This window comes from Mesorhizobium sp. LNHC209A00 (genome assembly GCF_000502915.1).
Lineage (GTDB): Bacteria > Pseudomonadota > Alphaproteobacteria > Rhizobiales > Rhizobiaceae > Mesorhizobium.
Genome location: NZ_AYWT01000004.1, coordinates 95,507 through 118,884, shown reverse-complemented (window position 1 = coordinate 118,884; position 23,378 = coordinate 95,507). Strand labels below are relative to the sequence as shown.

General features: G+C 63.8%; 28 protein-coding genes. 16 read left to right on the top strand and 12 right to left on the bottom strand.

The features are described 5' to 3' along the window. Positions 1-41 precede the first annotated feature (41 nt). The 4 genes from X739_RS153580 (at position 42) to X739_RS153595 (ending at position 2,277) form a co-directional block, all read left to right on the top strand. Positions 42-800, top strand: a complete 759-nt coding sequence (locus X739_RS153580; protein ID WP_023771008.1) for a F0F1 ATP synthase subunit A — start codon at positions 42-44, stop codon at positions 798-800. Positions 801-888: 88 nt separating this feature from the next. Further along, positions 889-1,113, top strand: a complete 225-nt coding sequence (locus X739_RS153585) for a F0F1 ATP synthase subunit C (RefSeq protein ID WP_013896722.1) — start codon at positions 889-891, stop codon at positions 1,111-1,113. A 62-nt stretch (positions 1,114-1,175) separates the two neighbouring features. Further along, complete coding sequence (locus tag X739_RS153590; protein ID WP_023771007.1) at positions 1,176-1,775, top strand: F0F1 ATP synthase subunit B; 600 nt, start codon at positions 1,176-1,178, stop codon at positions 1,773-1,775. 10 nt (positions 1,776-1,785) lie between these two features. Continuing rightward, on the top strand, positions 1,786-2,277 hold the full coding sequence (locus tag X739_RS153595; RefSeq protein ID WP_023771006.1) for a F0F1 ATP synthase subunit B: 492 nt from the start codon (positions 1,786-1,788) through the stop codon (positions 2,275-2,277). Between the two features lie 129 nt (positions 2,278-2,406). Here the strand turns inward: X739_RS153595 and X739_RS153600 are convergent, their stop codons facing one another. Next, the gene (locus tag X739_RS153600) at positions 2,407-3,102 is read right to left on the bottom strand and encodes a ribonuclease HII (RefSeq protein WP_023771005.1); all 696 of its coding nucleotides are present in this window, start codon (positions 3,100-3,102) and stop codon (positions 2,407-2,409) included. Positions 3,103-3,254: 152 nt separating this feature from the next. After that, entirely contained in the window at positions 3,255-4,409 is a 1,155-nt protein-coding gene (locus X739_RS153605; protein ID WP_023794601.1) for a PA0069 family radical SAM protein, read from the bottom strand. A 150-nt stretch (positions 4,410-4,559) separates the two neighbouring features. On the opposite strand from X739_RS153605, the gene X739_RS153610 reads away from it, so the two are divergent. Beyond that, the gene (locus X739_RS153610) at positions 4,560-5,081 is read left to right on the top strand and encodes a glycosyltransferase (RefSeq protein WP_023794600.1); all 522 of its coding nucleotides are present in this window, start codon (positions 4,560-4,562) and stop codon (positions 5,079-5,081) included. A 324-nt stretch (positions 5,082-5,405) separates the two neighbouring features. Here the strand turns inward: X739_RS153610 and moaB are convergent, their stop codons facing one another. The 6 genes from moaB to X739_RS153645 form a co-directional block, all read right to left on the bottom strand. Next, positions 5,406-5,960, bottom strand: coding sequence for a molybdenum cofactor biosynthesis protein B (gene moaB / locus X739_RS153620; RefSeq protein WP_023772967.1), 555 nt, complete (start codon positions 5,958-5,960; stop codon positions 5,406-5,408). Continuing rightward, entirely contained in the window at positions 5,947-6,870 is a 924-nt protein-coding gene (locus tag X739_RS153625; RefSeq protein ID WP_198026142.1) for a 4-(cytidine 5'-diphospho)-2-C-methyl-D-erythritol kinase, read from the bottom strand. Before X739_RS153625 ends, moaB begins: the two co-directional genes overlap by 14 nt. A gap of 5 nt (positions 6,871-6,875) precedes the next feature. After that, on the bottom strand, positions 6,876-7,061 hold the full coding sequence (locus tag X739_RS153630; RefSeq protein ID WP_023772965.1) for a membrane protein: 186 nt from the start codon (positions 7,059-7,061) through the stop codon (positions 6,876-6,878). Positions 7,062-7,143: 82 nt separating this feature from the next. Beyond that, a complete protein-coding gene (locus X739_RS153635; RefSeq protein ID WP_023794597.1) occupies positions 7,144-8,007 on the bottom strand; it encodes a S49 family peptidase in 864 nt (287 codons plus the stop codon). Positions 8,008-8,085: 78 nt separating this feature from the next. Beyond that, complete coding sequence (locus X739_RS153640; protein ID WP_023794596.1) at positions 8,086-8,886, bottom strand: tRNA1(Val) (adenine(37)-N6)-methyltransferase; 801 nt, start codon at positions 8,884-8,886, stop codon at positions 8,086-8,088. Further along, positions 8,886-9,110 carry a DUF2007 domain-containing protein gene (locus X739_RS153645; protein WP_015318845.1) on the bottom strand — a complete coding sequence of 75 codons (225 nt, stop codon included), beginning with the start codon at positions 9,108-9,110 and terminating at the stop codon, positions 8,886-8,888. The genes X739_RS153640 and X739_RS153645 overlap by 1 nt, the downstream gene beginning before the upstream one ends. Before the next feature lie 185 nt (positions 9,111-9,295). Between X739_RS153645 and X739_RS153650 the strand changes: the two genes are divergently transcribed. From X739_RS153650 to X739_RS153670, 5 genes are all read left to right on the top strand, one after another. Continuing rightward, positions 9,296-10,312, top strand: a complete 1,017-nt coding sequence (locus X739_RS153650; protein WP_023772962.1) for a polyprenyl synthetase family protein — start codon at positions 9,296-9,298, stop codon at positions 10,310-10,312. 97 nt (positions 10,313-10,409) lie between these two features. After that, positions 10,410-11,078, top strand: a complete 669-nt coding sequence (locus X739_RS153655; RefSeq protein ID WP_023794595.1) for a GntR family transcriptional regulator — start codon at positions 10,410-10,412, stop codon at positions 11,076-11,078. Between the two features lie 106 nt (positions 11,079-11,184). Continuing rightward, positions 11,185-11,778 carry a biotin transporter BioY gene (locus X739_RS153660; RefSeq protein ID WP_023794594.1) on the top strand — a complete coding sequence of 198 codons (594 nt, stop codon included), beginning with the start codon at positions 11,185-11,187 and terminating at the stop codon, positions 11,776-11,778. 1 nt (position 11,779) lies between these two features. After that, complete coding sequence (locus tag X739_RS153665) at positions 11,780-12,223, top strand: DUF1284 domain-containing protein (RefSeq protein WP_023794593.1); 444 nt, start codon at positions 11,780-11,782, stop codon at positions 12,221-12,223. A 142-nt stretch (positions 12,224-12,365) separates the two neighbouring features. Beyond that, a complete protein-coding gene (locus tag X739_RS153670) occupies positions 12,366-14,141 on the top strand; it encodes a tetratricopeptide repeat protein (protein WP_023772960.1) in 1,776 nt (591 codons plus the stop codon). 84 nt (positions 14,142-14,225) lie between these two features. Here the strand turns inward: X739_RS153670 and X739_RS153675 are convergent, their stop codons facing one another. After that, on the bottom strand, positions 14,226-14,687 hold the full coding sequence (locus X739_RS153675; RefSeq protein WP_023794592.1) for a GNAT family N-acetyltransferase: 462 nt from the start codon (positions 14,685-14,687) through the stop codon (positions 14,226-14,228). A gap of 202 nt (positions 14,688-14,889) precedes the next feature. Between X739_RS153675 and X739_RS153680 the strand changes: the two genes are divergently transcribed. Further along, the gene (locus tag X739_RS153680; RefSeq protein ID WP_023772958.1) at positions 14,890-15,834 is read left to right on the top strand and encodes a glycine--tRNA ligase subunit alpha; all 945 of its coding nucleotides are present in this window, start codon (positions 14,890-14,892) and stop codon (positions 15,832-15,834) included. A 3-nt stretch (positions 15,835-15,837) separates the two neighbouring features. Here the strand turns inward: X739_RS153680 and X739_RS1000000169950 are convergent, their stop codons facing one another. Next, a complete protein-coding gene (locus tag X739_RS1000000169950) occupies positions 15,838-16,014 on the bottom strand; it encodes a hypothetical protein (protein WP_023772957.1) in 177 nt (58 codons plus the stop codon). A gap of 195 nt (positions 16,015-16,209) precedes the next feature. On the opposite strand from X739_RS1000000169950, the gene glyS reads away from it, so the two are divergent. After that, positions 16,210-18,441, top strand: coding sequence for a glycine--tRNA ligase subunit beta (gene glyS / locus X739_RS153685; RefSeq protein ID WP_023783482.1), 2,232 nt, complete (start codon positions 16,210-16,212; stop codon positions 18,439-18,441). A 175-nt stretch (positions 18,442-18,616) separates the two neighbouring features. After that, positions 18,617-18,913: a hypothetical protein gene (locus tag X739_RS153690; RefSeq protein ID WP_023772955.1), complete on the top strand. Its 297-nt coding sequence runs from the start codon at positions 18,617-18,619 to the stop codon at positions 18,911-18,913. A gap of 73 nt (positions 18,914-18,986) precedes the next feature. On the opposite strand, the gene X739_RS153695 is transcribed toward X739_RS153690, so the two are convergent. After that, complete coding sequence (locus tag X739_RS153695; RefSeq protein WP_023772954.1) at positions 18,987-19,373, bottom strand: hypothetical protein; 387 nt, start codon at positions 19,371-19,373, stop codon at positions 18,987-18,989. A gap of 175 nt (positions 19,374-19,548) precedes the next feature. Beyond that, positions 19,549-20,025: a hypothetical protein gene (locus X739_RS153700; RefSeq protein ID WP_245273834.1), complete on the bottom strand. Its 477-nt coding sequence runs from the start codon at positions 20,023-20,025 to the stop codon at positions 19,549-19,551. Between the two features lie 154 nt (positions 20,026-20,179). Here X739_RS153700 and X739_RS153705 point away from each other — a divergent pair, with 154 nt between their 5' ends. From X739_RS153705 to X739_RS153715, 3 genes are all read left to right on the top strand, one after another. Continuing rightward, positions 20,180-21,154, top strand: a complete 975-nt coding sequence (locus X739_RS153705) for an L-threonylcarbamoyladenylate synthase (RefSeq protein WP_023772952.1) — start codon at positions 20,180-20,182, stop codon at positions 21,152-21,154. A 9-nt stretch (positions 21,155-21,163) separates the two neighbouring features. Then, on the top strand, positions 21,164-22,594 hold the full coding sequence (locus X739_RS153710) for an FAD-binding oxidoreductase (protein ID WP_023772951.1): 1,431 nt from the start codon (positions 21,164-21,166) through the stop codon (positions 22,592-22,594). Between the two features lie 190 nt (positions 22,595-22,784). Next, on the top strand, positions 22,785-23,351 hold the full coding sequence (locus tag X739_RS153715; protein ID WP_023772950.1) for a DUF6101 family protein: 567 nt from the start codon (positions 22,785-22,787) through the stop codon (positions 23,349-23,351). Positions 23,352-23,378: the final 27 nt, after the last annotated feature.

Here is a 23,378-nt window from a genome sequence, read left to right as displayed (position 1 = left end):
ATGATAAATTTGGCCGTACGCGGCATTGACGGGGTTAGAACGTGGCAGCTGACAAGGTCGATCCGATCCACCAGTTCCATATCATCAAGCTGGTTCCGATTAATATCGGCGGCTACGACCTGTCTTTCACGAATTCCGCACTGTTCATGGTCGCGACCGTGGTCGTTGCGGCGGCCTTCCTGCTGCTGACGACGTCGAGCCGCAGCCTGGTCCCCGGCCGGCTGCAGTCGGTCTCCGAGATGGCCTATGAGTTCGTCGGCAACATGCTGCGCGACGCCGCCGGCACGCAGGGCATGAAGTTCTTCCCCTTCGTGTTCTCGCTGTTCATGTTCGTGCTGGTCGCCAATCTGCTCGGCCTGTTCCCCTATTTCTTCACCGTCACCAGCCACATCATCGTCACTTTCGGTCTCGCCGCATTGGTGATCGGAACCGTGGTGGTCTACGGGTTCATGAAGCATGGTTTCGGTTTCCTGAAACTGTTCGTGCCGCATGGCGTGCCGGTGTTCCTGCTGCCGCTGGTTGTGTTGATCGAAGTCATTTCCTTCGTGTCGCGCCCGGTCAGCCTCTCGGTTCGTCTGTTCGCCAACATGTTGGCGGGCCACATCACGCTCAAGGTGTTCTCCGGCTTCGTCGTCAGCCTCTCCGCACTCGGCGCGGTCGGCGTCGCGGGCTCGGTCCTGCCGCTGGCCATGGCGGTGGCGCTGACGGCGCTTGAATTGCTGGTCGCCTTCCTGCAGGCCTACGTCTTCGCGGTATTGACCTGCATGTATCTCAACGACGCCCTGCATCCCGGGCACTAAGGCCCCAAGAGTTTCCGGCCCAAGGGTTTCCAACACTGGCGCCGGATGGAAATCGCAACGGAATTTCAGATCCAAAGGAGTTGAACAAATGGACGCAGAAGCAGCAAAGTACATCGGCGCCGGCATCGCTTGCCTGGGCATGGGTGGCGCGGGCATTGGCCTGGGCAACATCTTCGGCAGCTACCTCTCGGGCGCGCTGCGCAATCCGTCGGCTGCCGACGGCCAGTTCGGCCGCCTGATCTTCGGCTTCGCCGTGACCGAAGCTCTGGGCATCTTCTCGCTTCTCATCGCACTTCTGGCCCTGTTCGGCTGAGTACTGAGAAGATTGGACAGGCCGGCCGCGCAAGCGGCGGGCCTGATATCTGGGGATAGTCCATGTTCGTGACATCTGCCTTCGCGCAAGAGTCCGCGCCATCAGCTGACACCAGCCACGCTGCGACCGGAGGCGACACGCATTCCGGCACCAGCGTGCCTGCCGAAGCGCACGGCACGTTTCCGCCATTCAATCCGGAGACGTTTCCGTCGCAGCTTCTGTGGCTGGCGATCACGTTCGGGCTGTTCTACCTTTTCCTGAAGCGGGTCGTGATGCCGCGCGTCGGGGGCATCATCGATGTCCGCAACGACCGTATCAGCCAGGATCTCGACCAGGCAGCCAAGTTGAAGGGCGAGGCCGACGCCGCCGTTGCCGCTTACGAGCAGGAACTGGCGGAAGCCAAGAAGAACGCGAACTCGATCGGCCAGCAGGCCAACGATGCGGCCAAGGCGGAAGCCGACACCGCGCGCAAGAAAATCGAGGCCGCGCTCGATGAGAAGCTTGGCGAGGCCGAGGCACGCATTTCTTCCATCAAGGCCAATGCCATGAAGGAAGTCGGCAGCATCGCCGAGGATACCGCTTCGGCGATCGTCGAGGCACTCGTTGGCGGCAAGGCCAGCAAGGCCGAGATCGCGGCCGCGGTCAAATCCGTGGCCCGGTGAGGAGCGCATCATGGACGCTACATCTCTCGCAACGCTCTGGGCCACGATTGCCCTGATCATCTTCTTGGCCATCGCCGTCTACATCAAGGTGCCCGGCATGATCGCCAAGGCGCTCGACGCCCGCGCCGCCAGGATCAGCAGTGAGCTCGACGAGGCCCGCAAGCTGCGCGACGAAGCCCAGCAACTGCTCGGCCAATACAAGAAGAAGCGCAAGGAAGCCGAGCAGGAGGCCGCCGACATTGTAGCGGCCGCCAAGCGCGAGGCCGAATTGCTGGCCGCTGACGCCCACAAGAAGACCGAGGATTACGTTGCCAGGCGCACCGCGCTTGCCGAGCAGAAGATCGGCCAAGCCGAGCGTGACGCGGTTGCCGAAGTGCGCGCCAGCGCCGTCGACATAGCCGTCGAGGCGGCACGCGCATTGCTCGCCGCCAAGGTTGACGCCAAGGCCGGAGCCGACCTGTTCAGGTCCGCGCTGCAGGACGTGAAGGCCAAGCTGAACTGAGCGTTCTTCAGTCGCTGACATGAAGCCGCCCGGGCAACCTGGCGGCTTTTTTTGTTGGGAGAAAGCGGCGCGTCAAAGCGGCCAATCTCCGCCCTCGTGGGCAAGATCGGCATTACCACTGCCGTCGCCTTACTCCAGCCCGGCCAAGCTCTCTTCCTCAACCACATCCGTCCCGCCCAGTCGGAACGGCGCAAACGAGGAGCGATGCAGTCGAGCCACTGGCCCATGCGCCTCGATCGCCGTGCGGTGCCGGACCGTGGCGTAGCCCATATGGACTTCGAAGCCGTAGCGGTCGTGATGATTGCCGCAGCCGCGCATCATGCGGTCGCGCATGACCTTGGCGACGATCGAGGCCGCGGCGATCGACTGGGAGCGCTGGTCGCCCTTGATCAGCGCGCGCCCCTCGCAGGGCAACCCCGGCGGCACGTCGCGCCCATCCGCGAGCGCGAGCTTAGCCTGCACCGGCAGCCCGACCAGTGCGCGGCGCATCGCTTCGAGGCTCGCCTTGAGGATGTTGCTGCCATCGATGCCCTCGGCGCTGATCGACGCCATCGAGACGCCGAGAGCGGAGCCGATGATGTGCAGGAACAGCGCTTCGCGCTGCAAGTGGCTAAGCCGCTTGGAATCGTCGAGACCCTCGGGAATATTGGCGGGGTCGAGCACCACTGCCGCCGCGACCACAGGACCCGCGAGCGGGCCGCGGCCGGCTTCGTCCATCCCCGCGACCGGCCACAAACCATCGGCCATCGCCTTCGTCTCGAAGGAGAAATCGGGTTTCTCGACGATTTCGAAGAGAGGCGGAGAATCAGAACGCGCGCGAGCCATGTTGCGGCGAGGTTCGCATCGGCTCCGATTCTCCGCAAGTCCCTCCGGGTCGGGTGGGGCGCCGGACCGGGAGGGCACCGTCTGCAGGCCGGGGCAGGCCGGACGGGATTTCTTTGCCACGGCGGCAATGAACAGCCGAGGCGATTTTCGGTTCAGAGCAGCATCAACTGCTCCTGGTCCTTGCCGGCAGCGACGAACTGGTCGGTCCGCAGCGTACGCCGCTCGGCATTGAGGCCGAGCCGCTTGGCGGTGATTTCGAAGCGCCGGCCGATCTGCCAGGCATAGGGTCCGGCGCCCTTCATGCGCTTGCCCCATTCCGAATCGTAGTCCTTGCCGTCGCGCATCGAACGGATCAGCGACATGACGTGGCGGTAGCGGTCGGGATAGTGGCGCAGCAGCCAGTCCTTGAAGATCGGGCTGACCTCCAGCGGCAGGCGCAGCACCACGTAGCCAGCCTCGCGCGCCCCGGCATGGTGCGCCGAATCGAGGACGCGTTCCATCTCCTGGTCGGTCAGGCCCGGAATGATCGGCGCCACCATCACCGAGGCGGGGATACCGGCATCCGAAAGCTGCCTGATCGCCTCCAGCCGCTTGGTCGGCGTCGATGCGCGAGGCTCCATCGTCCTGGCCAGCATGCGGTCAAGCGTCGTCACCGACAGCGCCACTTTGGCCAAGCCCCGCTCCGCCATGCGCGACAGAATGTCGATGTCGCGCACGACCAGGGCTGACTTGGTGACGATGCCGACCGGGTGGCCGCGCGCCTCCAGCACTTCGAGGATTTCGCGCATGATCCGGTACTGCTTCTCGATCGGCTGATAGGGATCGGTGTTGGTGCCGATGGCGATGGTGCGCGGCTGGTAGCCATCCTTTGACAATTCCTTGTCGAGCAGGCGTGCCGCGTCGGGCTTGGCGAACAACTTGGATTCGAAGTCCAGGCCCGGCGACAGGCCCATGAACGAGTGCGTCGGCCGCGCGAAGCAATAGACGCAACCGTGTTCGCAGCCGCGATAGGGATTGATCGACCGGTCGAAGGAGATGTCGGGCGATTCGTTGCGGGTGATGATGGTGCGCGGCTTTTCCACCTGCACCTCGGTTTTGAAGGGAGGAAGTTCCTCCAGCGAACTCCAGCCGTCGTCGAAGACATGCCGGCTGACAGGTTCGAACCGGCCGGACGGATTGATGCCTGCCGACCGGCCGCGGTTGCGGTCCGGACGGACCCGCATGCCGCTCTGCTCGATCATTGCATTGGCCATTTCGGCTCGTCCTGCTCCGAAGGCTGCAATGTCGGCGCGCATGATCGGTTCCATCTTCGCCCGCTCCCAAGGACTGTTCATGTTGTGTCGAATCGCTCTGCTCATGAAATTATTCCTATTTCGTCGATGAGAACAAATCAAGAACTTTCTATGGTGCGCCGCGAAAACTGGCGCCGATCGACGCTTTCCGGTATTCGGCTAATCATGCTCAGTGTTCTGATTGAAACGCACAATGACGAGGAGGGGCTCGCCCGTACGCTGTCGACGCTGATTGGCGGCGCGGTCGAGGGCGTGGTGCGCGAGGTCGTCGTCTGCGACACCGGCTCCAGCGACCAGACGCATCGCGTCGCCGAGCATGCCGGCTGCCACTATGTGGGGAGCGGCGGCATCGCCGCCGGCATCCGCCAGGCAAAGGGTGACTGGCTGCTGTTTCTCGAGCCGGGTGCGAGGCTGGTGGAGGGCTGGATCGACGCCGTCCTCGCCCATACGGCTAGGCAGACAATGGCGGCCCGGTTCTCGCGGGCGCGGGGCAGCCGTCCACCGTTCCTGGCCCGGGTCTTTTCCGCGAACCGCGCGCTCGCCGACGGACTGGTAATCAGCAAGCGACAGGCGGCATCTCTGTCCAAGAATGCCGGCAGCGCCGAGGCGTTGGCACGAGGTCTGGCGACAAAGAAACTCGACGCCGAGATCTGGGCGGCGCCGCCCAGGTACAAGCGCCGCCGGTAGTGTGCTGAGAGTTCTGCAAATTCGCTGAGAGAGGGCGTTCATGGCAGGCTGGTGATGTTCAACGTCACCTGATTCCCGCGAAGGAACGCCACCATGACCAAGACCGAAGATAAATCCGCCATCGCTGCCGTCAAAGACATTCTGCTTTCGAACCCGGATGGGCTGCACGAAGTGATCCGCGCGGTGATGCAGGAGGTGCTGGAGGCTTTTACGTGGCCGATTTGCCGCGCCGCAGATNCGCTGCCGTCAAAGACATTCTGCTTTCGAACCCGGATGGGCTGCACGAAGTGATCCGCGCGGTGATGCAGGAGGTGCTGGAGGCTTTTACGGGGCCGATTTGCCGCGCCGCAGATGTTCGTCCAGGCGCGGCATGATCTCGACGAAGTTACAGGGCATGTGCCGGTAGTCGAGCTGTGGCTCGAGGATGCCGTCCCAGGCGTCCTTGCAGGCGCCGGGCGAGCCCGGCAGCACAAAGACGAAGGTGGCGTTGACGACACCGCCGGTCGCCCGGCTCTGGATCGTCGAGGTGCCGATCTTGTCATAGGAAATGCGGTGGAACACTTCCGAAAAGCCGTCCATGCGCTTTTCGAAGATCGGCTCCAGCGCCTCGGGCGTCACATCGCGTCCGGTAAAACCGGTTCCGCCAGTGGTGATCACGACGTCGATGGCCTTGTCCCGCGACCATGCCAGAACGGTGTCGCGGATTCTTTCGCGGTCGTCGGTGACGATATCGCGGGTGGCCAGGATGTGGCCGGCCTTGGTGATGCGATCGACCAGTGTCTGGCCGGATTTGTCGTCGGCAAGGCTGCGTGTGTCGGAAACAGTCAGCACCGCGATGCGCACCGGAATGAAGGCACGGCTCTCGTCAATTCTGGCCATCTCGCCCAGCCTCCGACGCCATGCTGCGCGTTGCCGCGACGAACCAGTCGGGCTGGCGGCTGCGGATCTCGGCCGCCGCGCGCTTGGCGACATTGCCGGTCTCGAACAGGCCGAAGCACGTCCCACCCGATCCGGACATTCGTGAAAAGCCCGATCCGGCCTTATCAAGCCATGAAAGCGCCCTGCCTATGGCGGGCTGCATCGTAAGGGCTGGCTGCTCGAGATCGTTGCGGGTGATTTCCAGCCAGTTGCGCAGGCTGTGAAAATCGATACTGCGCGGCAGCGGCGGCAGCGGCTCACTATCGCGATGGGAAAGCGCGGCGAAGATTTCCGACGTCGAGACCGGAACGCCCGGATTGACCAGCACGAGACCCAGTGCCGAAAAATCCGGCACTATCGACAGTTCCTCGCCGATGCCGCGCGCGATCAGCGGCTTTGCCGCCAGGCACATCGGCACATCTGCGCCGAGCGAAAGACCGATCCGCGCCAGCTCAACGCTATCGAGCTCTAGCCCCCAGCTCTCGGTCAGCCCGCGCAGCACGGCTGCCGCATCGCTCGAACCTCCGCCCACGCCGGATGCGACCGGAAGGTTCTTTTCGAGCCTGATGCATACGGGCGGCGTGCTCCGAACGCCGGCGGCCTGCCGCAAGGCGTCGCGAGCCTTCAGCACCAGATTGCCGCCATCGAGCGGCACGTCCGCCGCAAAGCGTCCGGACACGCTGAACTCATCGGCGTCGGCCGGCGCGATCTCGATCCTGTCGCCAAAGCGCGTGAACACAGCCAGGCTGTCGATGAGATGATAGCCATCGGCGCGCCTGCCGGTGACGTGCAAAGCTAGGTTTATCTTGGCGGGTGCGGCCCATGTCCGGACACGCTGACCGGATTCCGCGGTCTCGATTGCGAGTAAAATGAGGGTCAGTCCTTGGCCAGCCGGTATTCGCCGGTCCGCGGATCCTTGACCAGCGTTCCCATCGCGCCGTTGGCCGCCTGTTTTTCGGTACGCCGCACCTTGGCCGTCACGCGTTCAGCCTCGCGCACGAAGGTGCGGTAGCCGAAATAGGCGGCGACGCCGACGACGGCGAAGAAAATGATCTGCGGCATGTCAAGCTCCTACCACGCTGGGCCGGTAAGACCGGCCGGTCGGGTCTTTCGGGCAACCATGCTAGACGCTTTCATGGCTTTTTCAAAGCCCGAAGCGCGCCCACGATGCGTGCTCTTCCGCCGCATCGATGACGCCGCTGGCGGCAGCCGCGGCGATATCGGGCGCCGAAAAGCCCTTGCTCGAGCCGAACAGGCCGAAGCGGCCGAACAAACCGCGCGGCGCCGCCACCAGCCTGAGCTGGGTCTTCGGCCCGAAGCGGGTCTTCAGCACCGTGCGCATGTCGCCCAGCGCATCGACGAGGCCGAGCTCCAGGCCTCGCTTGCCGGTCCAGAACAGCCCGGTGAACAGATCCGGATCGTCCGCCAGCTTCGTACCGCGGCGCTCCTTGACCAGATCGATGAAGGTCTCGTGCACTTCGAGCTGCAGCACCTTGAGCCGCTGGACGTCTTCCTTCTTCTCGGGCTTGAATGGATCGAGCACCGCCTTGTTCTGGCCGGCGGTGTGGACACGGCGCTCAACGCCGATCTTCTTCATCAGTTCCGGGAAGCCGAAGGAAGCCGATACCACGCCGATTGAGCCGACGATGGAGGAGGGATCGGCGAAGATCTCATCGCCTGCGACCGCGATCATGTAGCCGCCGGACGCCGCGACATCCTCGACGAAGACCAGGACCTTTTTATTCTTCTCGACCGCAAGGTCGCGGATGCGCTTGAAAATCAGCCGCGACTGCACCGGCGAGCCGCCCGGCGAATTGATCGAGATCGCGACCGCCGGCGCCTCGAAGGAAAACGCTTTTTCGATCAGTCCGGCGGTGGAAGCAAGCGACAGGCTCGGCCGGAACTGCCCCCCGCCGGCCATGATGGTGCCGTGCAGTCGGATGACCGGAACGGTGACGACGGTGGAGCGCCAGGACTTCGGCAGCAGGCGGTTGAAAAGACGTTTCACGATGGCGTGGTCTCCGGCGATGGTTGCAGGCATGTAGGGAGTTCCCGGCCAACGGCAATGTGCGGGCCAGGCAACAGTTCAGTCTCCGAACAGCGAGGCGAGCCCGTTGGTGATTATTTCGCTGCGCTCGTCGGGGCCGTTGCCCGATCGCGCGTGAAGCATCAGGGGCGGACGGATGGCGAGCTTTCCTCGTGCCCCAAGGGCCGCCCGCACGATAATGCGGATTGCGGCCGCGTCCGGGCGAGGGTGCACGGCGAGCATCTCGGCTTCGCCGAAGCGGCCTGAAATCGCGTCGAGAATGGCGCCGAGCTGTTCGGGCCGGGCGATGACGGCAAGCCCGCCGCGCGGCCTGACAACCGCCGCCGCACTGCGGATCCAGCTTTCGAACAGCCCATCCTCCATGACGTGCGCTTCCTTTCTTAGCGGCTCGGGAGTGGCGCGGTCCCGTGCGGCGTTGAAAGGCGGGTTCATGATGACGAAGTCGAAATCATTGTCGGCAAGGCCGGTGGCGGCCCGTGCGCGGCCCGACACGGTGACATCGGCGACGAGCACGGCAGCGCGATCGCTGAGGTGCGCATTGCCCGGATGGGCAAGCGTGGCTGCCGCGAAAGACGCCATCTCAGGCGCGCGTTCGACCAGCACAGCCTGGGCACCCGGACAGCGCGACAGCACCGCAAGACCGGCAGCACCGGCGCCGGCCCCGAAATCGGCGAGCCGTCCGCCAAACGAGGATGGTACGGATGCGGCCAGCATCATTGCATCCATCCCGGCGCGATGGCCGCCATGCTTGGGCTGCACGAGCCAGAACCGGCCGCGGTGGAACGCATCGACCGTATGAGCCGGCGTATCCGGGACAAGGGCGGCTGGCGCGGCCGACATTATTTCCCCCGGATCTCGTTGGCGATGCCGGCATCGGTCAGGATGCGGCGCGCGGCGTCGGCCTGGTCGGCATCGACCATGACGCGTCGCGGCAGGATACCAAGCGAGCCGTCGAGCACGCTCATGTTCTGGTCGGCGACGAAGCAGCCGATCCCGGCATCGCGCATCAGCGATTCGACAAAGGAGATGATGACGGCGTCGTTGGTGCGGATGAGCTCTATCATCGCAAGAAACTCGCAGGTTGCGGCGTGCATGTAAACGTGCGGCCGCATTCCCGCATTTCCCGGCGTTGACACGCTGTCGCCGCCGCGCCAATTCGCCACTTGCCGTGGCCGTGCCAGCGGCCCTAGAGTCTTGTCGGGACTAAGGGTGCCGTCGCACGCGTTATACCAAGACGGGAGTGATTGTCGTGGGTGTCGTTCTCAACATCGAAAACGGGAAGCGGGAGCCCGCCTCCATCAAGGATCTCATCGATCTGACTGCTGCCGATATGGGACGTGTCAACGAGCTGATCCTGTCCAAGGCCGGCTCCGACGTCGAGATGATCCCCGAGGTCGCCAACCACCTGATCTCGTCCGGCGGCAAGCGGCTCAGGCCAATGCTGACGCTAGCTGCGGCGCAGATGTTCGGCTATGCCGGCGAGGGCCACGTCAAGCTCGCCACTTCGGTCGAATTCATGCATACGGCCACGCTTCTGCATGACGACGTGGTCGATGAAAGCGGCATGCGGCGCGGCAAGAAGACCGCCCGCATGATCTGGGGCAACCAGGCCAGCGTGCTGGTCGGCGACTTCCTGCTTGGCCAGGCCTTCCGCATGATGGTCGATGTCGGCTCGCTCGAAGCGCTCGACATCCTGTCTAGTGCAGCCTCGATCATCGCCGAGGGCGAAGTCATGCAGCTGGCCGCCGCCAAGAACCTCGAAACCACCGAAGACGAGCATTTTGCCGTCATCAAGGCCAAGACCGCCGCGCTGTTTTCGGCCGCCGCCGAGGTTGGCCCGGTCATCGCCCAGGCGACCCGCAACGACCGTGCGGCGCTGCGTTCCTACGGCATGAATCTCGGGCTTGCCTTCCAGCTGATCGATGATGCGCTGGACTATGGCGGCACCAGCAAGGATCTCGGCAAGAATGTCGGCGACGATTTCCGCGAGGGCAAGGTGACCTTGCCGGTCATCCTCGCCTACCGGCGCGGCAGCAAGGCCGAACGCACCTTCTGGAAGCGCGCCATCGAGGACAATGTCACCGACGACGCCGGGCTGGAAAAGGCGATCGGCCTCATGACCCGCCACGGCGCCATTGCCGATACGATAGGGCGCGCCCGCCATTTCGGCGAAATCGCCCGCGACGCCTTGGCGCCGCTTGAAGAGACGTCGCAGAAATCGGCGCTGATCGACGTCATCGATTTCTGCATCAGCCGGGTGAACTGAGCGCCTGAAGGTTCCTAAGGGGCCGTCAGTAAAAAGACGCCTGTGAATCCGCCCTGCCGTCTCGACAAGCCGCACCACCGCAAATTATCTATAAATCATGGCAAAAGGCACGGACGACACCATAGCGGTGCGCATCGGCAAGGCGTTGGCGGACCGCATCATCTCCGGCGCGATCGAGCCGGGGGCGAGGTTGCGGCAGGATCATGTCGCCGAGGAATTCAACACCAGCCACGTTCCCGTGCGCGAGGCCTTTCGCCGCCTCGAGGCGCAGGGCCTCGCCGTCAGCGAGCCGCGCCGTGGCGTGCGTGTCGCGGCCTTCGATCTGGGCGAGGTCAAGGAGGTCGCCGAAATGCGGGCCGCGCTCGAAGTGCTGGCACTGCGCCACGCCGCGCCGCATCTGACCTCGGCCATTCTGGACCAGGCCGAGGAGGCGACAAAGGCCGGCGACAAATCCCGTGACGTCAGGTCGTGGGAGGAGGCCAATCGCGCCTTTCACCGGCTGATCCTGGCGCCCTGCGGCATGCCGCGCCTGCTTGCCACCATAGACGACCTGCACGCGGCAAGCGCGCGCTTCCTGTTCGCGGCCTGGCGCTCGGAGTGGGAGACGCGCACCGACCAGGACCACCGGGCGATCCTCACCGCCTTGCGGCAGGGAAATACCGAATCGGCCGCGGCAACATTGGGACGGCATGTCCAATGGATTGGCCGCAAGCCGGTCAGGACAGCCTCCGGCGCCACGCGCGAAGCTTTCGCCATCGTGGGTTAAGGTGCCTTTTTCCAAGCCCGGGCTTGCTATCACTCAAGAAATGTGGATTCGATAATAGATCGAAAGCAAAAATTATCTATAATTTGGATCGACCGAAGGGAAGCTTATGACCAACCTCGCATTCTCGTCCGCCAGACCGTCCTTCAGCCCGTTGCGCCTGCAGCAGCGATCGCTCGGCTGGCAGGCCGGCGCCGTCGTGCTCGGCACGCTGTTCCTGGCGCTGTGCTCCTACATCGAGGTGCCGATGGTGCCGGTTCCGGTGACCATGCAGACCTTCGCCGTGACGATGATCGGTGCGCTCTATGGCTGGCGGCTTGGCGCGGTGACGATCGCCGCATGGCTGGTCGAAGGTGCTGTCGGCTTTCCGGTCCTGGCCGGCGGTGCTGCCGGCATTCAGCATTTCGTCGGCCCGACGGGTGGCTATCTCTTCGCCTTTCCTGTCACCGGCGCGCTGGTCGGCTGGATGGCCGAGCGCGGCTGGAACGGCAACAGGGTTTTGCTTGCCTTCGCCGCCATGCTGCTCGGCAATCTTGCCTGTCTAGCGCTCGGCACAGCCTGGCTTGCCGTCATGATCGGCGCCGAAAAGGCCATCGCCTTCGGCTTCGTGCCGTTCATCGTCGGCGGGTTGCTGAAATCGGCGCTTGGCGCCGCGACGCTGATGGCGCTCCCGCGCGCCAAGATGAACTTGCCGAAGCCGTGAGATCAGGTTGCGCGCCCACCATCTCCTTTGCCTGCTCACCTATGTGGGCAAGGGCTACAGCCCCGTTTTCACCGCCAATTATGACGGGATCGCGGAGCGTCTGAGCCGGGGCGAGGACATCGTCCTCGTCGCCGGCTCGGACGACATCTGCGCACCGTTGCTTTATGAGCCGGAACCGCACTGCCTGCGAGAGGGCGCGGCCGAGCGGGACCGGCAGGCCGCGGAAGACGTGGAAGCGCTGCTGGCTCGGCCCATCCGGGACGGCGCACGCCTCGATGTCGATGCGCCCACCCTGATACGGCTGCGGCAGGCGTTTTCGGCCGGCCACGTGCGCAAGGCCTGCGGCGGCTGCGACTGGAGCGTGCTGTGCGGCGCGGTGGCAAGCGGCGGCTATCGCGATACGCGGCTGCAGCGGCCTGTTGACGCGCAAAACCGTCCCATTTAGCCATGGTTTGTTAATCGGGTGACCCGATTGTGAATTTCAGGCGGATTGAAGCGCGACCCCAAAAAGGCCATGCTTTGCCCGGAAAGATCGAGTCTGGGTCGATCCGCTGACGCGGAGATGGCGCCTGGCTGAAAGGGATATGATGCAGCAAGGACGTGCGCGCTGGCTGACAAGGCTGGCAATTGTGACGGGCGTGGCGATTTCGGCATTGCCGGCCTATGCCAAGCAATCCACCGAACCGGTCAAGATCTCGTCATTTTCGGGCGCCTATCTGGCTGCCAGGATCGCCGAGGGCGACAACGACCTCGACAGCGCCATCGCCTATTACAAGCAGGCCCTGGCCTTCAATCCTGGTGACACAGCCCTGCAGCAGAGCTTGATGCTGTCGCTGATCGCTCAAGGCCGCTTCGATGAATCGCTGGTCTATGCCGACAAGCTCAAGGAAGTGCCGGATGTCGAGCGCTTCTCGCGCTTGGCGCTTGCGGTCGATACCTTCCACAAGAAGGATTTCACCAAGGCGCAGTACTGGCTCAAGCTGTCGCTGGAATCCGATCTCGACCGGCTGATCTCCGGCGTCATGTCCGGCTGGGCCGAACAAGGTGCCGGCCAGGCCAGCGAAGCGATGGCTTCGATCGACAAGCTGCAGGGGCCGGACTGGTTCGGCCTGTTCAAATCCTTCCACCGCGCCTTGATCGCCGATGCGTCTGGTATGCCTGAAAAGGCCGAGGCTATTTATGCCGCGACGATGCAGGACACCACCGCCGGCGGTGCGGCGCCTGAAACCTGGATGCGCAATGCGCAGGCCTATGCCTCGTTTCTGGCCCGCAAGGGCGACAAGGCCAAAGCGATGTCGGTTCTCGACCAGGCCGAGGCGTTCTCGCCGGGCAAGCTGGAAATCGTCGCCTTGCGCGACAGGATCAGCAAGGGCGACAAGATCGCGCCCTTCGTGTCCGGTCCGTCCGACGGTGCTTCCGAGATCCTGCTCGATCTTGCCACCGCGCTCAACCGTGGCGGCGGCGAGCCATTCGTGCGCCTCTATTTGCAATATGCCTTGGCCCTGAAGCCCGACAGCGACGCTGCCCTCGTGCAACTCGCCGCCGTAGCCGAACAGCTGAAGAACGGCGAAGGCGCCATCGCGCTCTATCGGCGCATCCCCGACTCTTCGCCGCTGAAGGAGATTTCGGACCTGCAGCTTGGCCTCAACCTTGCCGATCTCGACCGCCATGACGAGGCGATCACGCATCTGAAGGCCTTTGTCGAAGCTCATCCCAACGACATGCGCGCCTATCTGGCGCTCGGCGGTGTCTACTCCTCGAAGGACGATTTCCGCTCCGCCGCCAATCTCTACGACAAGGCCGTCGAGGTGCTGAAGACACCGACCGCCGCCAACTGGAACATCTTCTATCAGCGCGGCATCGCCTATGAACGGCTGAAGGAATGGCCGAAGGCCGAGCCGAATTTCCGCAAGGCGCTGGAATTGCAGCCAGACCAGCCGCAGGTGCTGAACTATCTCGGCTATTCCTGGGTCGACATGAACACCAACCTGAAGGAAGGCCTGGAGATGATCCAGAAGGCCGTCGATCTCAGGCCGAGCGACGGCTATATCGTCGATTCCCTGGGTTGGGCTTATTTCCGCCTCGGCCGGTTCGATGACGCGGTGCGCGAGATGGAACGCGCTGTCTCGCTGAAGCCGGAAGATCCGGTTCTGAACGACCATCTCGGCGACGCCTACTGGCGCGTCGGTCGCAAGCTGGAAGCCACCTTCCAGTGGAACCAGGCCCGCGACTTGAAGCCTGATCCGGATGTGCTGGCCACCCTGCAGCAGAAGCTGATGAAGGGCCTGCCGCCGATCGAGTCCAACACGGCGCAGGAAACCCCAAAGGTCAAGCCGGAGCCGGTTCCCGCCCCGAAGGGGTGAAACCGCCTTTTTGGAATGCGAACGGGGCTCTCGGAGCCCCGTTTTCGTTTGATATCCGTCCGCTTAAAACGCCTGCCGACGCGCTCAGAACATCTTTCGATAGACGACGAAGCCAGAGCGTTCGCCGACCTTGTCATAAAGCTTCATCGCCGTGTGATTGGTTTCATGCGTCAGCCAGTACACTCGGCCGGAACCGGCCGCCTGAGCGCGCTCGTAGACGCCTTCGATCAGCGCACGGCCGACGCCTTTGCCGCGCGACGCTTCGTTGGTGAAAAGATCCTGCAGATAGCAGTTGGGCGCGATCGCCGTGGTGCTGCGGTGGAACAGGTAGTGGACGAGGCCAAGCAACTCGCCTTCGTTTTCCGCGACCAGCGCATGGACAGGCTCGTAGGCGTCGAAGAAGCGCGACCACGTCATTGCGGTGATCTCGCTTGCCAGCGCCGTCTCGCCCGAACGGCCGTAGAACGCGTTGTAGCCGTCCCAAAGCGGCAGCCATCGGTCGAAATCCCGGGGCGTGACGGGGCGGATGCTGATCGGGCTGGACATGGCTGAACCTACGGTGCTTGGAGCGGACGCTTCGTCGAATTGGATCGCGGACCGTGGCGGCGGGCAATGGGCCAGTCGCTCGCAAAATCCTCAACATCGCCCGGCATGCTCACGGCGGGCCGCATCGGACGCGCTTGCTTGACGCTTCGCCGCCGTGTCTCTAGGACGTGGCCGCAAGCTAGCCTGTGTCGCCGAGGCCACCGTGACGATTGAAATCCCAGCCCATATGCATCCCAGCCGCTCGTTCCAGGGGCTGATCCTCACTTTGCACAATTACTGGGCGGCATATGGCTGCGTCATTCTCCAGCCTTATGACATGGAGGTCGGCGCCGGCACTTTTCACCCGGCGACGACGTTGCGCGCGCTAGGGCCCAAGGTCTGGAACGCCGCCTACGTCCAGCCTTCGCGCCGTCCCAAGGACGGCCGCTATGGCGAGAATCCCAACCGGCTGCAGCACTACTACCAGTACCAGGTGATCCTGAAGCCCAATCCACCGAACCTGCAGGAGCTTTATCTCGGCTCGCTTGCGACGATCGGCGTCGATCCTCTGTTGCACGACATACGCTTCGTCGAGGACGACTGGGAAAGCCCGACGTTGGGCGCCTGGGGCCTTGGCTGGGAATGCTGGTGCGACGGCATGGAAGTCTCGCAGTTTACCTATTTCCAACAGGTCTGCGGCATCGAATGCGCGCCGGTGGCGGGTGAACTCACCTACGGCCTGGAGCGCTTGGCCATGTATGTGCAGGGCGTCGACAATGTCTACGAACTCAACTTCAACGGCCGCGAGGGCGCCGACAAGGTAACCTATGGCGATGTTTTCCTGCAGGCCGAGCAGGAATATTCGCGCCACAATTTCGAATACGCCAACACGGCGATGCTGCTCAGGCATTTCGAGGACGCCGAGGCCGAGTGCAAGGCGCTGCTCGAGGCCGGCGCGCCGGCGTCGAACGACAATCTGCCGATGCACAAGATGGTCTTCCCGGCCTATGACCAGTGCATCAAGGCCAGCCATGTCTTCAATTTGCTGGACGCGCGTGGCGTGATCTCCGTCACCGAGCGCCAGAGCTACATCCTGCGGGTGCGCAATTTGGCGAAGGCCTGCGGCGAGGCGTTCTTGAAGACGCAGGCGGGTGGGTTGGCGGCCTGAGCCTCAAGCGTCCTCGATCATTTCGAGGGAAGCACTGATCGGCGGCAGGATCTGGCCGCTCGGACCAGCCATTGTCCTTAGCGCCTGCCGCACGCCCGGCATCGAGAAGGCGCCGTGGGCCTGCGCGGTGAAGCAGGCGCTGAGCGCAAGGATCTGAAGAAGTCTGGATGCCGTTTTCATCGTCGTTCAGCCAATAGTCCCCTGCCTGAGCGTGGGTCGCTTCAGCGCAGCCTTCGGTTCATGAAAATCTTTGATCCAAGGACGGGCGGGTTCGGCTCGTCCCGACAGGCCTATTGAAATTTATGGAAAGGGTGACAGCGGCCAGCCGAGTTGCTATGCCCCGCGCGGACCACTCTCCCGCATGAGCTGACCCCGATGCCTGACCTGCTTCTTGAACTTCGTTCCGAGGAAATTCCTGCCCGCATGCAGCGCAAGGCGGCGGGTGATTTGAAGAAGATGCTGACCGACGGTCTGGTCGAGGCGGGTCTCACCTATGAGGCCGCGCGTGAGTATTGGACGCCGCGGCGCCTGACGCTGGATATACGCGGACTCAACGCACGCTCGAAAGACATTCACGAGGATATCAAGGGGCCGTCGACATCGGCGCCAGAACAGGCCGTCCAAGGCTTCCTGCGCAAGGCCGGCCTGTCTTCGATCGCCGAGGCGCACGTCCATTCCGACCCGAAGAAAGGCGACTTCTACGTCGCCCATATTTCCAAGCCGGGCAGGGCGGCCGAAGAGATCATCGCCGGACTGGTGCCTGACATCATTCGGAATTTTCCGTGGCCGAAGTCGATGCGCTGGGGACCAGCCTCGGCCAAGCCGGGCTCGCTGCGCTGGGTGCGGCCGCTGCAATCGATTCTATGCACCTTCGGCCCCGAGACCGAGGAGCCGGTGGTGGTCGATTTCGAGATCGACGGCATCCGTTCGGGCAACATCACCTACGGCCACCGTTTCCTCGCGCCCGGCGAAATCACCGTGCGCCGCTTCGACGATTATGTGGGCAAGCTCGAGGCGGGCAAGGTCGTGCTCGACGCCGACCGTCGCAAGGAGATCATCCTCGCCGACGCCCGCAACCTCGCCTTCGCCAACGGGCTCGACCTGGTCGAGGACGAGGGCTTGCTTGTGGAAGTGTCGGGGCTGGTCGAATGGCCCGTCGTGCTGATGGGCGAGTTCGAAGAGGCTTTCCTTGCCATTCCAGCCGAGGTGATCCGCCTGACGATCCGCGCCAACCAGAAATGCTTTGTCACGCGGCCGCAGGGGGAAAGCGAGGCGCTCTCCAACCGCTTCATCCTCACCGCCAACATCGAGGCGAAGGACGGCGGCAAGGAGATCGCCCACGGCAACGGCAAAGTGGTGCGCGCCCGCCTGTCCGACGCGCTTTATTTCTGGACGACCGACCAGGGCGACCTGCCCGATCTCGACCAGCTCCGGGCATCCGCCGAAAAATTCGGCCTCGATCTGAAGAAGCCGCTAGACCAGCGCATGGCCCGCCTCGACCATCTCAATGTGACCTTCCACGCCAAGCTTGGCACGCAGGGCGAGCGGGTGGAGCGCATCAAGCGATTGGCGGAGGAATTGGCGGCGGTCGTTGGCGCGGACCCCACGCTCGCGGGCCGTGCGGCGGTTCTCGCCAAGGCCGATCTCACCACTGAAGTCGTCGGCGAGTTTCCCGAATTGCAGGGCGCGATGGGCCGCAAATATGCGCTGCTGCAGGGCGAGCATCCATCCGTGGCCGCGGCCGTCGAGGAGCACTACAAGCCGCAAGGGCCGTCCGATTATGTGCCGAGCGATCCAGTGTCGGTCGCCGTGGCGGTCGCCGACAAGCTTGATACGCTGGTTGGTTTCTGGATCATCGATGAAAAGCCGACTGGGTCGAAGGACCCCTACGCATTGCGCAGAGCCGCGCTTGGGATGGTGAGGCTGGCTCTGGAGAATGGAACGCGGCTATCGCTTCTTTCCACCATGGCCAACCATCGAAAGACCACTGTTGACCAGATTGATAAAAGGCAAGCCAGGGAGCAAGCCGAGTCAGGCGGCGACCATGCGCACGGGGGCGGGCAAGTCGGCGACGGGAAGTCCGTGGATCGAGACCTCCTCGCCTTCTTCCACGACCGCCTGAAAGTCTACCTCCGCGACCAGGGCGCGCGCCATGACCTCATCGACGCGGTGATCACGCCTCAGTCCGACGACCTCCTGCAGATCGTGCGCCGCGTCGAGGCGCTTGGCTCTTTCCTTGACACCGAGGACGGCAAAAACCTGCTCGCCGGCACCAAGCGTGCTGCCAACATTCTGGCGGCCGAGGAGAAGAAGAAAACGGCGGTCGCCGAAGCCGTTGAGCCGGCGTTGTTCCGGCAAGATGCGGAGAAGTCGCTGTTTGCCGCGGTGAATCAGGCCGAGAAGCAAGCCGGCGAAGCGATTCAAAACCAAGACTTTTCGGCTGCCATGCTGGCGCTTAGCGTGTTGCGTGAACCCGTTGATTCATTCTTTGAGCATGTTCTCGTGAATGATGAGGACCTGTCCGTGCGTGCCAACCGACTGGCGCTGCTCGCGCGCATTCGCACGGCTACCGGTCAGGTCGCGGATTTCTCGAAAATCGCTGGTTAAGAAGCACTTTGCCGAAAAGTCGGCACCGATTTTCGGACAAGATCATGCCGGGATAAAGGGGCCGCGGGCCGCTGGAAAATATGTTCCGGCCGGCCCCTCGAGCCGGCTTACAGTCATATGACGATGATCTCTCCGTGGCAAAAGGGGCGTGTTCCCTACCCCAACGGAGGCTTCCATGAATTCCGATCACGAAATCGAAGTGACAGAAGAAACCTCGGCTCCTGCCGAGCCGCTTGAATTCGCTTCCGAAACCGCCCTCGATCATGCCGCTGCTGCCACCACGGTCGAGGCCGCTGATCTGTCTGACGAAGATGGAGATGGCGATGACGAGGAAGGCGACGACGAAGACGGCGAAGAGTCTGACGAAGACGACGCCGATGATACCGTGAAGGCCGAAGGCGATGACGCTGAAGAAGAATCCGACGACGGCGAGTCCGAAGACGACGACGACGACAAGGAAGAAGCAGCCTGATTTTTCAGGTAACAGGTTCTCGAGGGCGGCGCTTTCGCGCCGCCCTTCCGCCGTCTTCCCCAAATTGATTTGATCAGTTTTCCAGAATGCTGACGCGCACGCTGTTTTCATAGACGTCGACCTGGATCAGCGGCTCGCCATTGACGATGGCGCGCTTGGTCGAGGAACTCATCGCGCCGGGGCGCTCCAACATGCGCTGCAGGTCGGCGCGCTGGTCGTTGGTCCTGAACCAGGCGTCGCTCTCGTCGTCGCCGTCGCGGCGATGGAATTTGTGCCAGTTGGCGCGGTCCTGCCGCACCATCTGCGCGGCCCCATTTAGCGCATAGCCGTCGCTCGCCTGGTGATCGCGATCGGAAATGCGCGCGACATAGGATCCCAGCATGTCCTCCGCTTGGGCCACGCCCCCAAGCAATGACGCCAGCAGAAACCCAGCCACCGTAACGGTCTTCGAATTTTTCATGAGCAACCCCCTTTGCCTTGAACAATGCAATTGCGTCCGCCGGAGCCGCTTGGTGAAATTGAGGCGCAGAGCCGCCAGCGAGATACTCTAGACGAAATTCGCCGGACAATCGTGCGCAGGGCGCCAGACCGCCGTCAAGCCGCCGAGCATTTTGCCCGCCCGGTTGGCGAGATCGCTATTTGACCTTGCCGGCTCCCGAAGCAGGCTGGTGGGCTGGCGGTGGCTGCACGGCTGCCGCCGGTGCCGCTGCTTTCCCGTGCGCTGCCGGCGCGGGGGCTGCCGAGGCTGTCGCCGTCGCAGGGGCGGTTGGGGTGGCTGGGGCCGTTGCCGCGGCCGGCGCTTTGGCCTGCACGGGTGTCGAGAAAGCGCCGCCGACGACGCCACCCCTGATGATCATCGGGCTCTGCGCGAAGGAGTGCGTCGCCTCGGTCTTGTCCGGGATTGCCGCGACTTTCTCGTAGGTGACGTCAGGCTCGCCAAGCGCAATGACGGACACAACGTCGCTCGCCTTGCCGTCGGCCGCCTTCAGCGCAAGGATGGAGGGTGTCGAGGCCGGCGCACCGGGAAAGACCAGCGACGAGGCCTGAGCCCCGCCACCCATTGAGGCCAGAGTGATGGCAAGCGCTCCCCAAATACGAACAGACACCGACATAGCTCCCCATTGCCCAGAAGCCGCATGATAGTACTTGGCGATTGATGCCGGCTTTCGTGGAAAGATAGCATTTTAGGGATTGGTGAATTGCCGATGCCCGCTTGCCCCGGCGGCCCCGTCGTATTACGCAGCCGGCATCCGCGAGGTGACGAGAGTGGCTGAGATACTTGCCGTCGGCGAAGCGATGGAACCGGCGTTGGCGCTGCTCCTGGGCGGCGATGTCGTCGCCATCCCGACGGAAACCGTCTACGGGCTGGCCGGCGATGCCACCAACGGCATTGGCGTGGCGCGCATTTTCGAAGCCAAGGGGCGGCCGCGTTTCAATCCGCTGATCGCCCATGTCGCCGACATGGCGATGGCCGAGCGCATCGCCTCGTTCGATCCGCTGTCTAGGAAGCTCGCGCTTGCCTTCTGGCCGGGTCCGCTGACGCTGGTGCTGCCGCAGCGCCCCGGCAATGGCATTCATCCGCTGGTCACGGCCGGGCTCGACACGATCGCCGTGCGCATGCCGAGGGGTTTTGGCGGCGACCTGATCGCCAGGCTTGGCCGACCGCTTGCCGCGCCCAGCGCCAACTCATCCGGCAAGATCAGCGCGACGACAGCGCAAGCGGTGGCTGCGGATTTAGGCGCGCGCATCAAACTGGTGGTCGATGGCGGCGCCACGCCGGTCGGCCTGGAATCGACCATCGTCAAGGCCGAAGGCGAAAGATTGCGCCTGCTTCGGCCCGGCGGCATTGCCGCCGACGAGATCGAGGCGGCCATCCGCATGGAGCTGCAGCGCGGCGGCATTGCCGGCATCGAGGCGCCGGGCATGCTTGCCTCGCACTACGCACCGGGCGCGGCTGTTCGGCTCAATGCCGGCACGGTTGGTGAAGGAGAAGCGTTGCTTGCCTTCGGCGACCAGCGCGCGGAAGGCTGGCGCGGCGCAACCGCTTTCCTCAACCTCTCCCTGTCAGCTGACCTGCGTGAAGCGGCAAGCAATCTCTTTGCCTACATGCAGGATCTCGATCGCAGCGGCGCGCGGATTATCGCCGTCGAGCCAATTCCCTTTGACGGGCTCGGCGAGGCCATCAACGACCGGCTCTCCCGTGCCGCCGCTCCTCGTGACAACGCGCGGCCCACAACGTAGTTTTCCCAGATGACCGAAACCGCAAAGACACTCGATCCCGCTCTCGTCGATCGTTTCGCGGCGATCGTCGGCGACAAATATGCGCTGCGCGACCAGCAGGATATCGCGCCTTATCTGATCGAGCGGCGCGGCCTCTGGCATGGCGCGACGTCCCTGGTGCTGCGGCCGGGCAGCGTCGACGAGGTCAGCCGGATCATGCGGCTGGCGACAGAGACCGGAACGCCGATCGTGCCGCAAAGCGGCAACACCGGGCTGGTCGGCGCGCAGGTGCCGGACAGATCCGGCCGCGAGATCGTCCTGTCGCTGTCGCGACTGAACCGCATCCGCGAGATCGATGTACTGTCCAATACGGTCACGGTCGAGGCCGGTGTCATCCTGCAGACCTTGCAGGAAGCGGCCGATGCCGCCGACCGGCTGTTTCCGCTGTCGCTCGCCGCGCAAGGCTCCTGCCAGATCGGCGGCAACCTGTCGTCCAATGCCGGCGGCACCGGCGTGCTGGCCTATGGCAATGCGCGCGAACTGTGCCTCGGCGTCGAGGTGGTGCTGCCGACCGGCGAGGTGTTCGATGATTTGCGCAAACTGAAGAAGGACAACACCGGCTACGACCTGAAGAACCTGTTCGTCGGCGCCGAAGGCACGCTCGGTGTCATCACCGCCGCCGTGCTCAAACTGTTCCCGAAGCCGAAGGGAAGGGATGTCGCCTTCGTCGGCCTATCGTCGCCCGACGCCGCCCTTTCCCTGTTCAGCCTGGCCATGGACCGCGCCGGAGCCGCACTCACGGCCTTCGAACTGATCGGCAAGCGCCCGTATGACTTTACCCTTGCGCACGCCCAGGGCGTCGTGCGGCCGCTGGCCGGAGACTGGCCCTGGTACGTGCTGATGCAGATGTCGTCCGGCCGCTCAGCGGAGGATTCTCGGGCGCTGATCGAGGATGTGCTTTCGGCGGGTCTCGAGCAGGAATTCGTGGGCGATGCGGTCATCGCCGCCAGCCTCGGGCAGGGCGATGCCTTCTGGGATTTTCGCGAGCTGTTGCCCGAGGCACAGAAGCCGGAAGGCGCTTCGATCAAGCACGACATTTCAGTGCCGATCGCATCGATACCGCGCTTCATCGTGGAGGCCGCCGGCGCGGTGGCGTCAGTGAGCGCCGGTGCCCGCGTGGTCTGCTTCGGCCATATGGGAGACGGCAATCTCCATTATAACATTTCACGGCCCGTCGACGGCGACGACGAAGCGTTCCTGGCGCTCTACCATGCCATGAACAAGGCCGTGCATGACGTGGTGCGCAGCCTGCACGGTTCGATCTCGGCCGAGCACGGCATCGGTCAGTTGAAGCGCGACGAACTGATCGCCACCGCGCCGCCCATGGCCATTGATCTGATGCGCCGGGTCAAGGCTGCCTTCGATCCGGCCGGCATCATGAATCCTGGTAAGGTTATCTGATCCTTTCAGCATCTTGTTGCTGGTGGCATTCCGATAACCATCCCTGAGATCAGCAAAATTTAACCGACTTTCTTAAGCGCGGCGGTAAGGAGCCGGCGCTACTGTTTCCCCATAACGAGGCCGGGAAAACTGGCCCGGAGAGAACCGGACACCGGCTCTCAGGAGACAGACAGGAAGGCGCTCTATGAACGTGAACACTGGACTGAAGCCAGTCTGGGCGGGACGCAACATGCGTCTCGACCCATTCCGCCTGCCGCAGGTGGTGAGCTATGCCACACGCGACGATTATGGCGACGTAACCTTCACGATCGACCAGCGCGGCGCCGTGATCCGCCGCCTGCTCGAGATGAGCGGGCTGCCGGCGATCATCGTGCTGCCCGCCAATGCATTTCGCGGCGTCGCCGCCCGTGCGATGGAGGATCCGGAAGGCAATGTCACGGTGACCCTGGAACTCCTGCACAACGATCCGATGCTGTCGGTGCCGCTGCTGGTGGCCGACGATCTCGAAGACGTCGCCGCCGACTGGCGCGCCTGGGCCGACGCCTACCGTCTGCCGATGCTGCTCATCGAATCCGATGGCGTCGCCCGCACCCTGGAAGAATCGCTGGGCGCCGCGATCAAGACGCTGCCGCCGCAGGGGCGCCGCAAGGGCCGCGTTTCCAATATGCGCCGCCCCCGTTTCCTTGCCCGCCGCAGAGCCGGTGACCTCGGTCTCAGGCTGGTGATCGGCGGCGAGGAGATCATTTCCAGAGACTAGCCTTCTTCTCCCCGTATAGAGACGGGG

Bases quoted from the DNA above. Each gene is read 5' to 3' on its own strand.
- X739_RS1000000169950 (WP_023772957.1), bottom strand. From the start codon at position 16,014: ATGAAAACGGCATCCAGACTTCTTCAGATCCTTGCGCTCAGCGCCTGC.
- X739_RS153645 (WP_015318845.1), bottom strand. From the start codon at position 9,110: ATGATAGAGCTCATCCGCACCAACGACGCCGTCATCATCTCCTTTGTC.
- X739_RS153675 (WP_023794592.1), bottom strand. From the start codon at position 14,687: ATGTCCAGCCCGATCAGCATCCGCCCCGTCACGCCCCGGGATTTCGAC.
- X739_RS153640 (WP_023794596.1), bottom strand. From the start codon at position 8,886: ATGTCGGCCGCGCCAGCCGCCCTTGTCCCGGATACGCCGGCTCATACG.
- X739_RS153690 (WP_023772955.1), top strand. From the start codon at position 18,617: ATGAATTCCGATCACGAAATCGAAGTGACAGAAGAAACCTCGGCTCCT.
- X739_RS153695 (WP_023772954.1), bottom strand. From the start codon at position 19,373: ATGAAAAATTCGAAGACCGTTACGGTGGCTGGGTTTCTGCTGGCGTCA.
- X739_RS153630 (WP_023772965.1), bottom strand. From the start codon at position 7,061: ATGCCGCAGATCATTTTCTTCGCCGTCGTCGGCGTCGCCGCCTATTTC.
- X739_RS153660 (WP_023794594.1), top strand. From the start codon at position 11,185: ATGACCAACCTCGCATTCTCGTCCGCCAGACCGTCCTTCAGCCCGTTG.
- X739_RS153670 (WP_023772960.1), top strand. From the start codon at position 12,366: ATGCAGCAAGGACGTGCGCGCTGGCTGACAAGGCTGGCAATTGTGACG.
- X739_RS153710 (WP_023772951.1), top strand. From the start codon at position 21,164: ATGACCGAAACCGCAAAGACACTCGATCCCGCTCTCGTCGATCGTTTC.
- X739_RS153605 (WP_023794601.1), bottom strand. From the start codon at position 4,409: ATGGAACCGATCATGCGCGCCGACATTGCAGCCTTCGGAGCAGGACGA.
- moaB (WP_023772967.1), bottom strand. From the start codon at position 5,960: ATGGCCAGAATTGACGAGAGCCGTGCCTTCATTCCGGTGCGCATCGCG.
- X739_RS153585 (WP_013896722.1), top strand. From the start codon at position 889: ATGGACGCAGAAGCAGCAAAGTACATCGGCGCCGGCATCGCTTGCCTG.
- X739_RS153700 (WP_245273834.1), bottom strand. From the start codon at position 20,025: ATGTCGGTGTCTGTTCGTATTTGGGGAGCGCTTGCCATCACTCTGGCC.
- glyS (WP_023783482.1), top strand. From the start codon at position 16,210: ATGCCTGACCTGCTTCTTGAACTTCGTTCCGAGGAAATTCCTGCCCGC.
- X739_RS153595 (WP_023771006.1), top strand. From the start codon at position 1,786: ATGGACGCTACATCTCTCGCAACGCTCTGGGCCACGATTGCCCTGATC.
- X739_RS153655 (WP_023794595.1), top strand. From the start codon at position 10,410: ATGGCAAAAGGCACGGACGACACCATAGCGGTGCGCATCGGCAAGGCG.
- X739_RS153600 (WP_023771005.1), bottom strand. From the start codon at position 3,102: ATGGCTCGCGCGCGTTCTGATTCTCCGCCTCTCTTCGAAATCGTCGAG.
- X739_RS153590 (WP_023771007.1), top strand. From the start codon at position 1,176: ATGTTCGTGACATCTGCCTTCGCGCAAGAGTCCGCGCCATCAGCTGAC.
- X739_RS153610 (WP_023794600.1), top strand. From the start codon at position 4,560: ATGCTCAGTGTTCTGATTGAAACGCACAATGACGAGGAGGGGCTCGCC.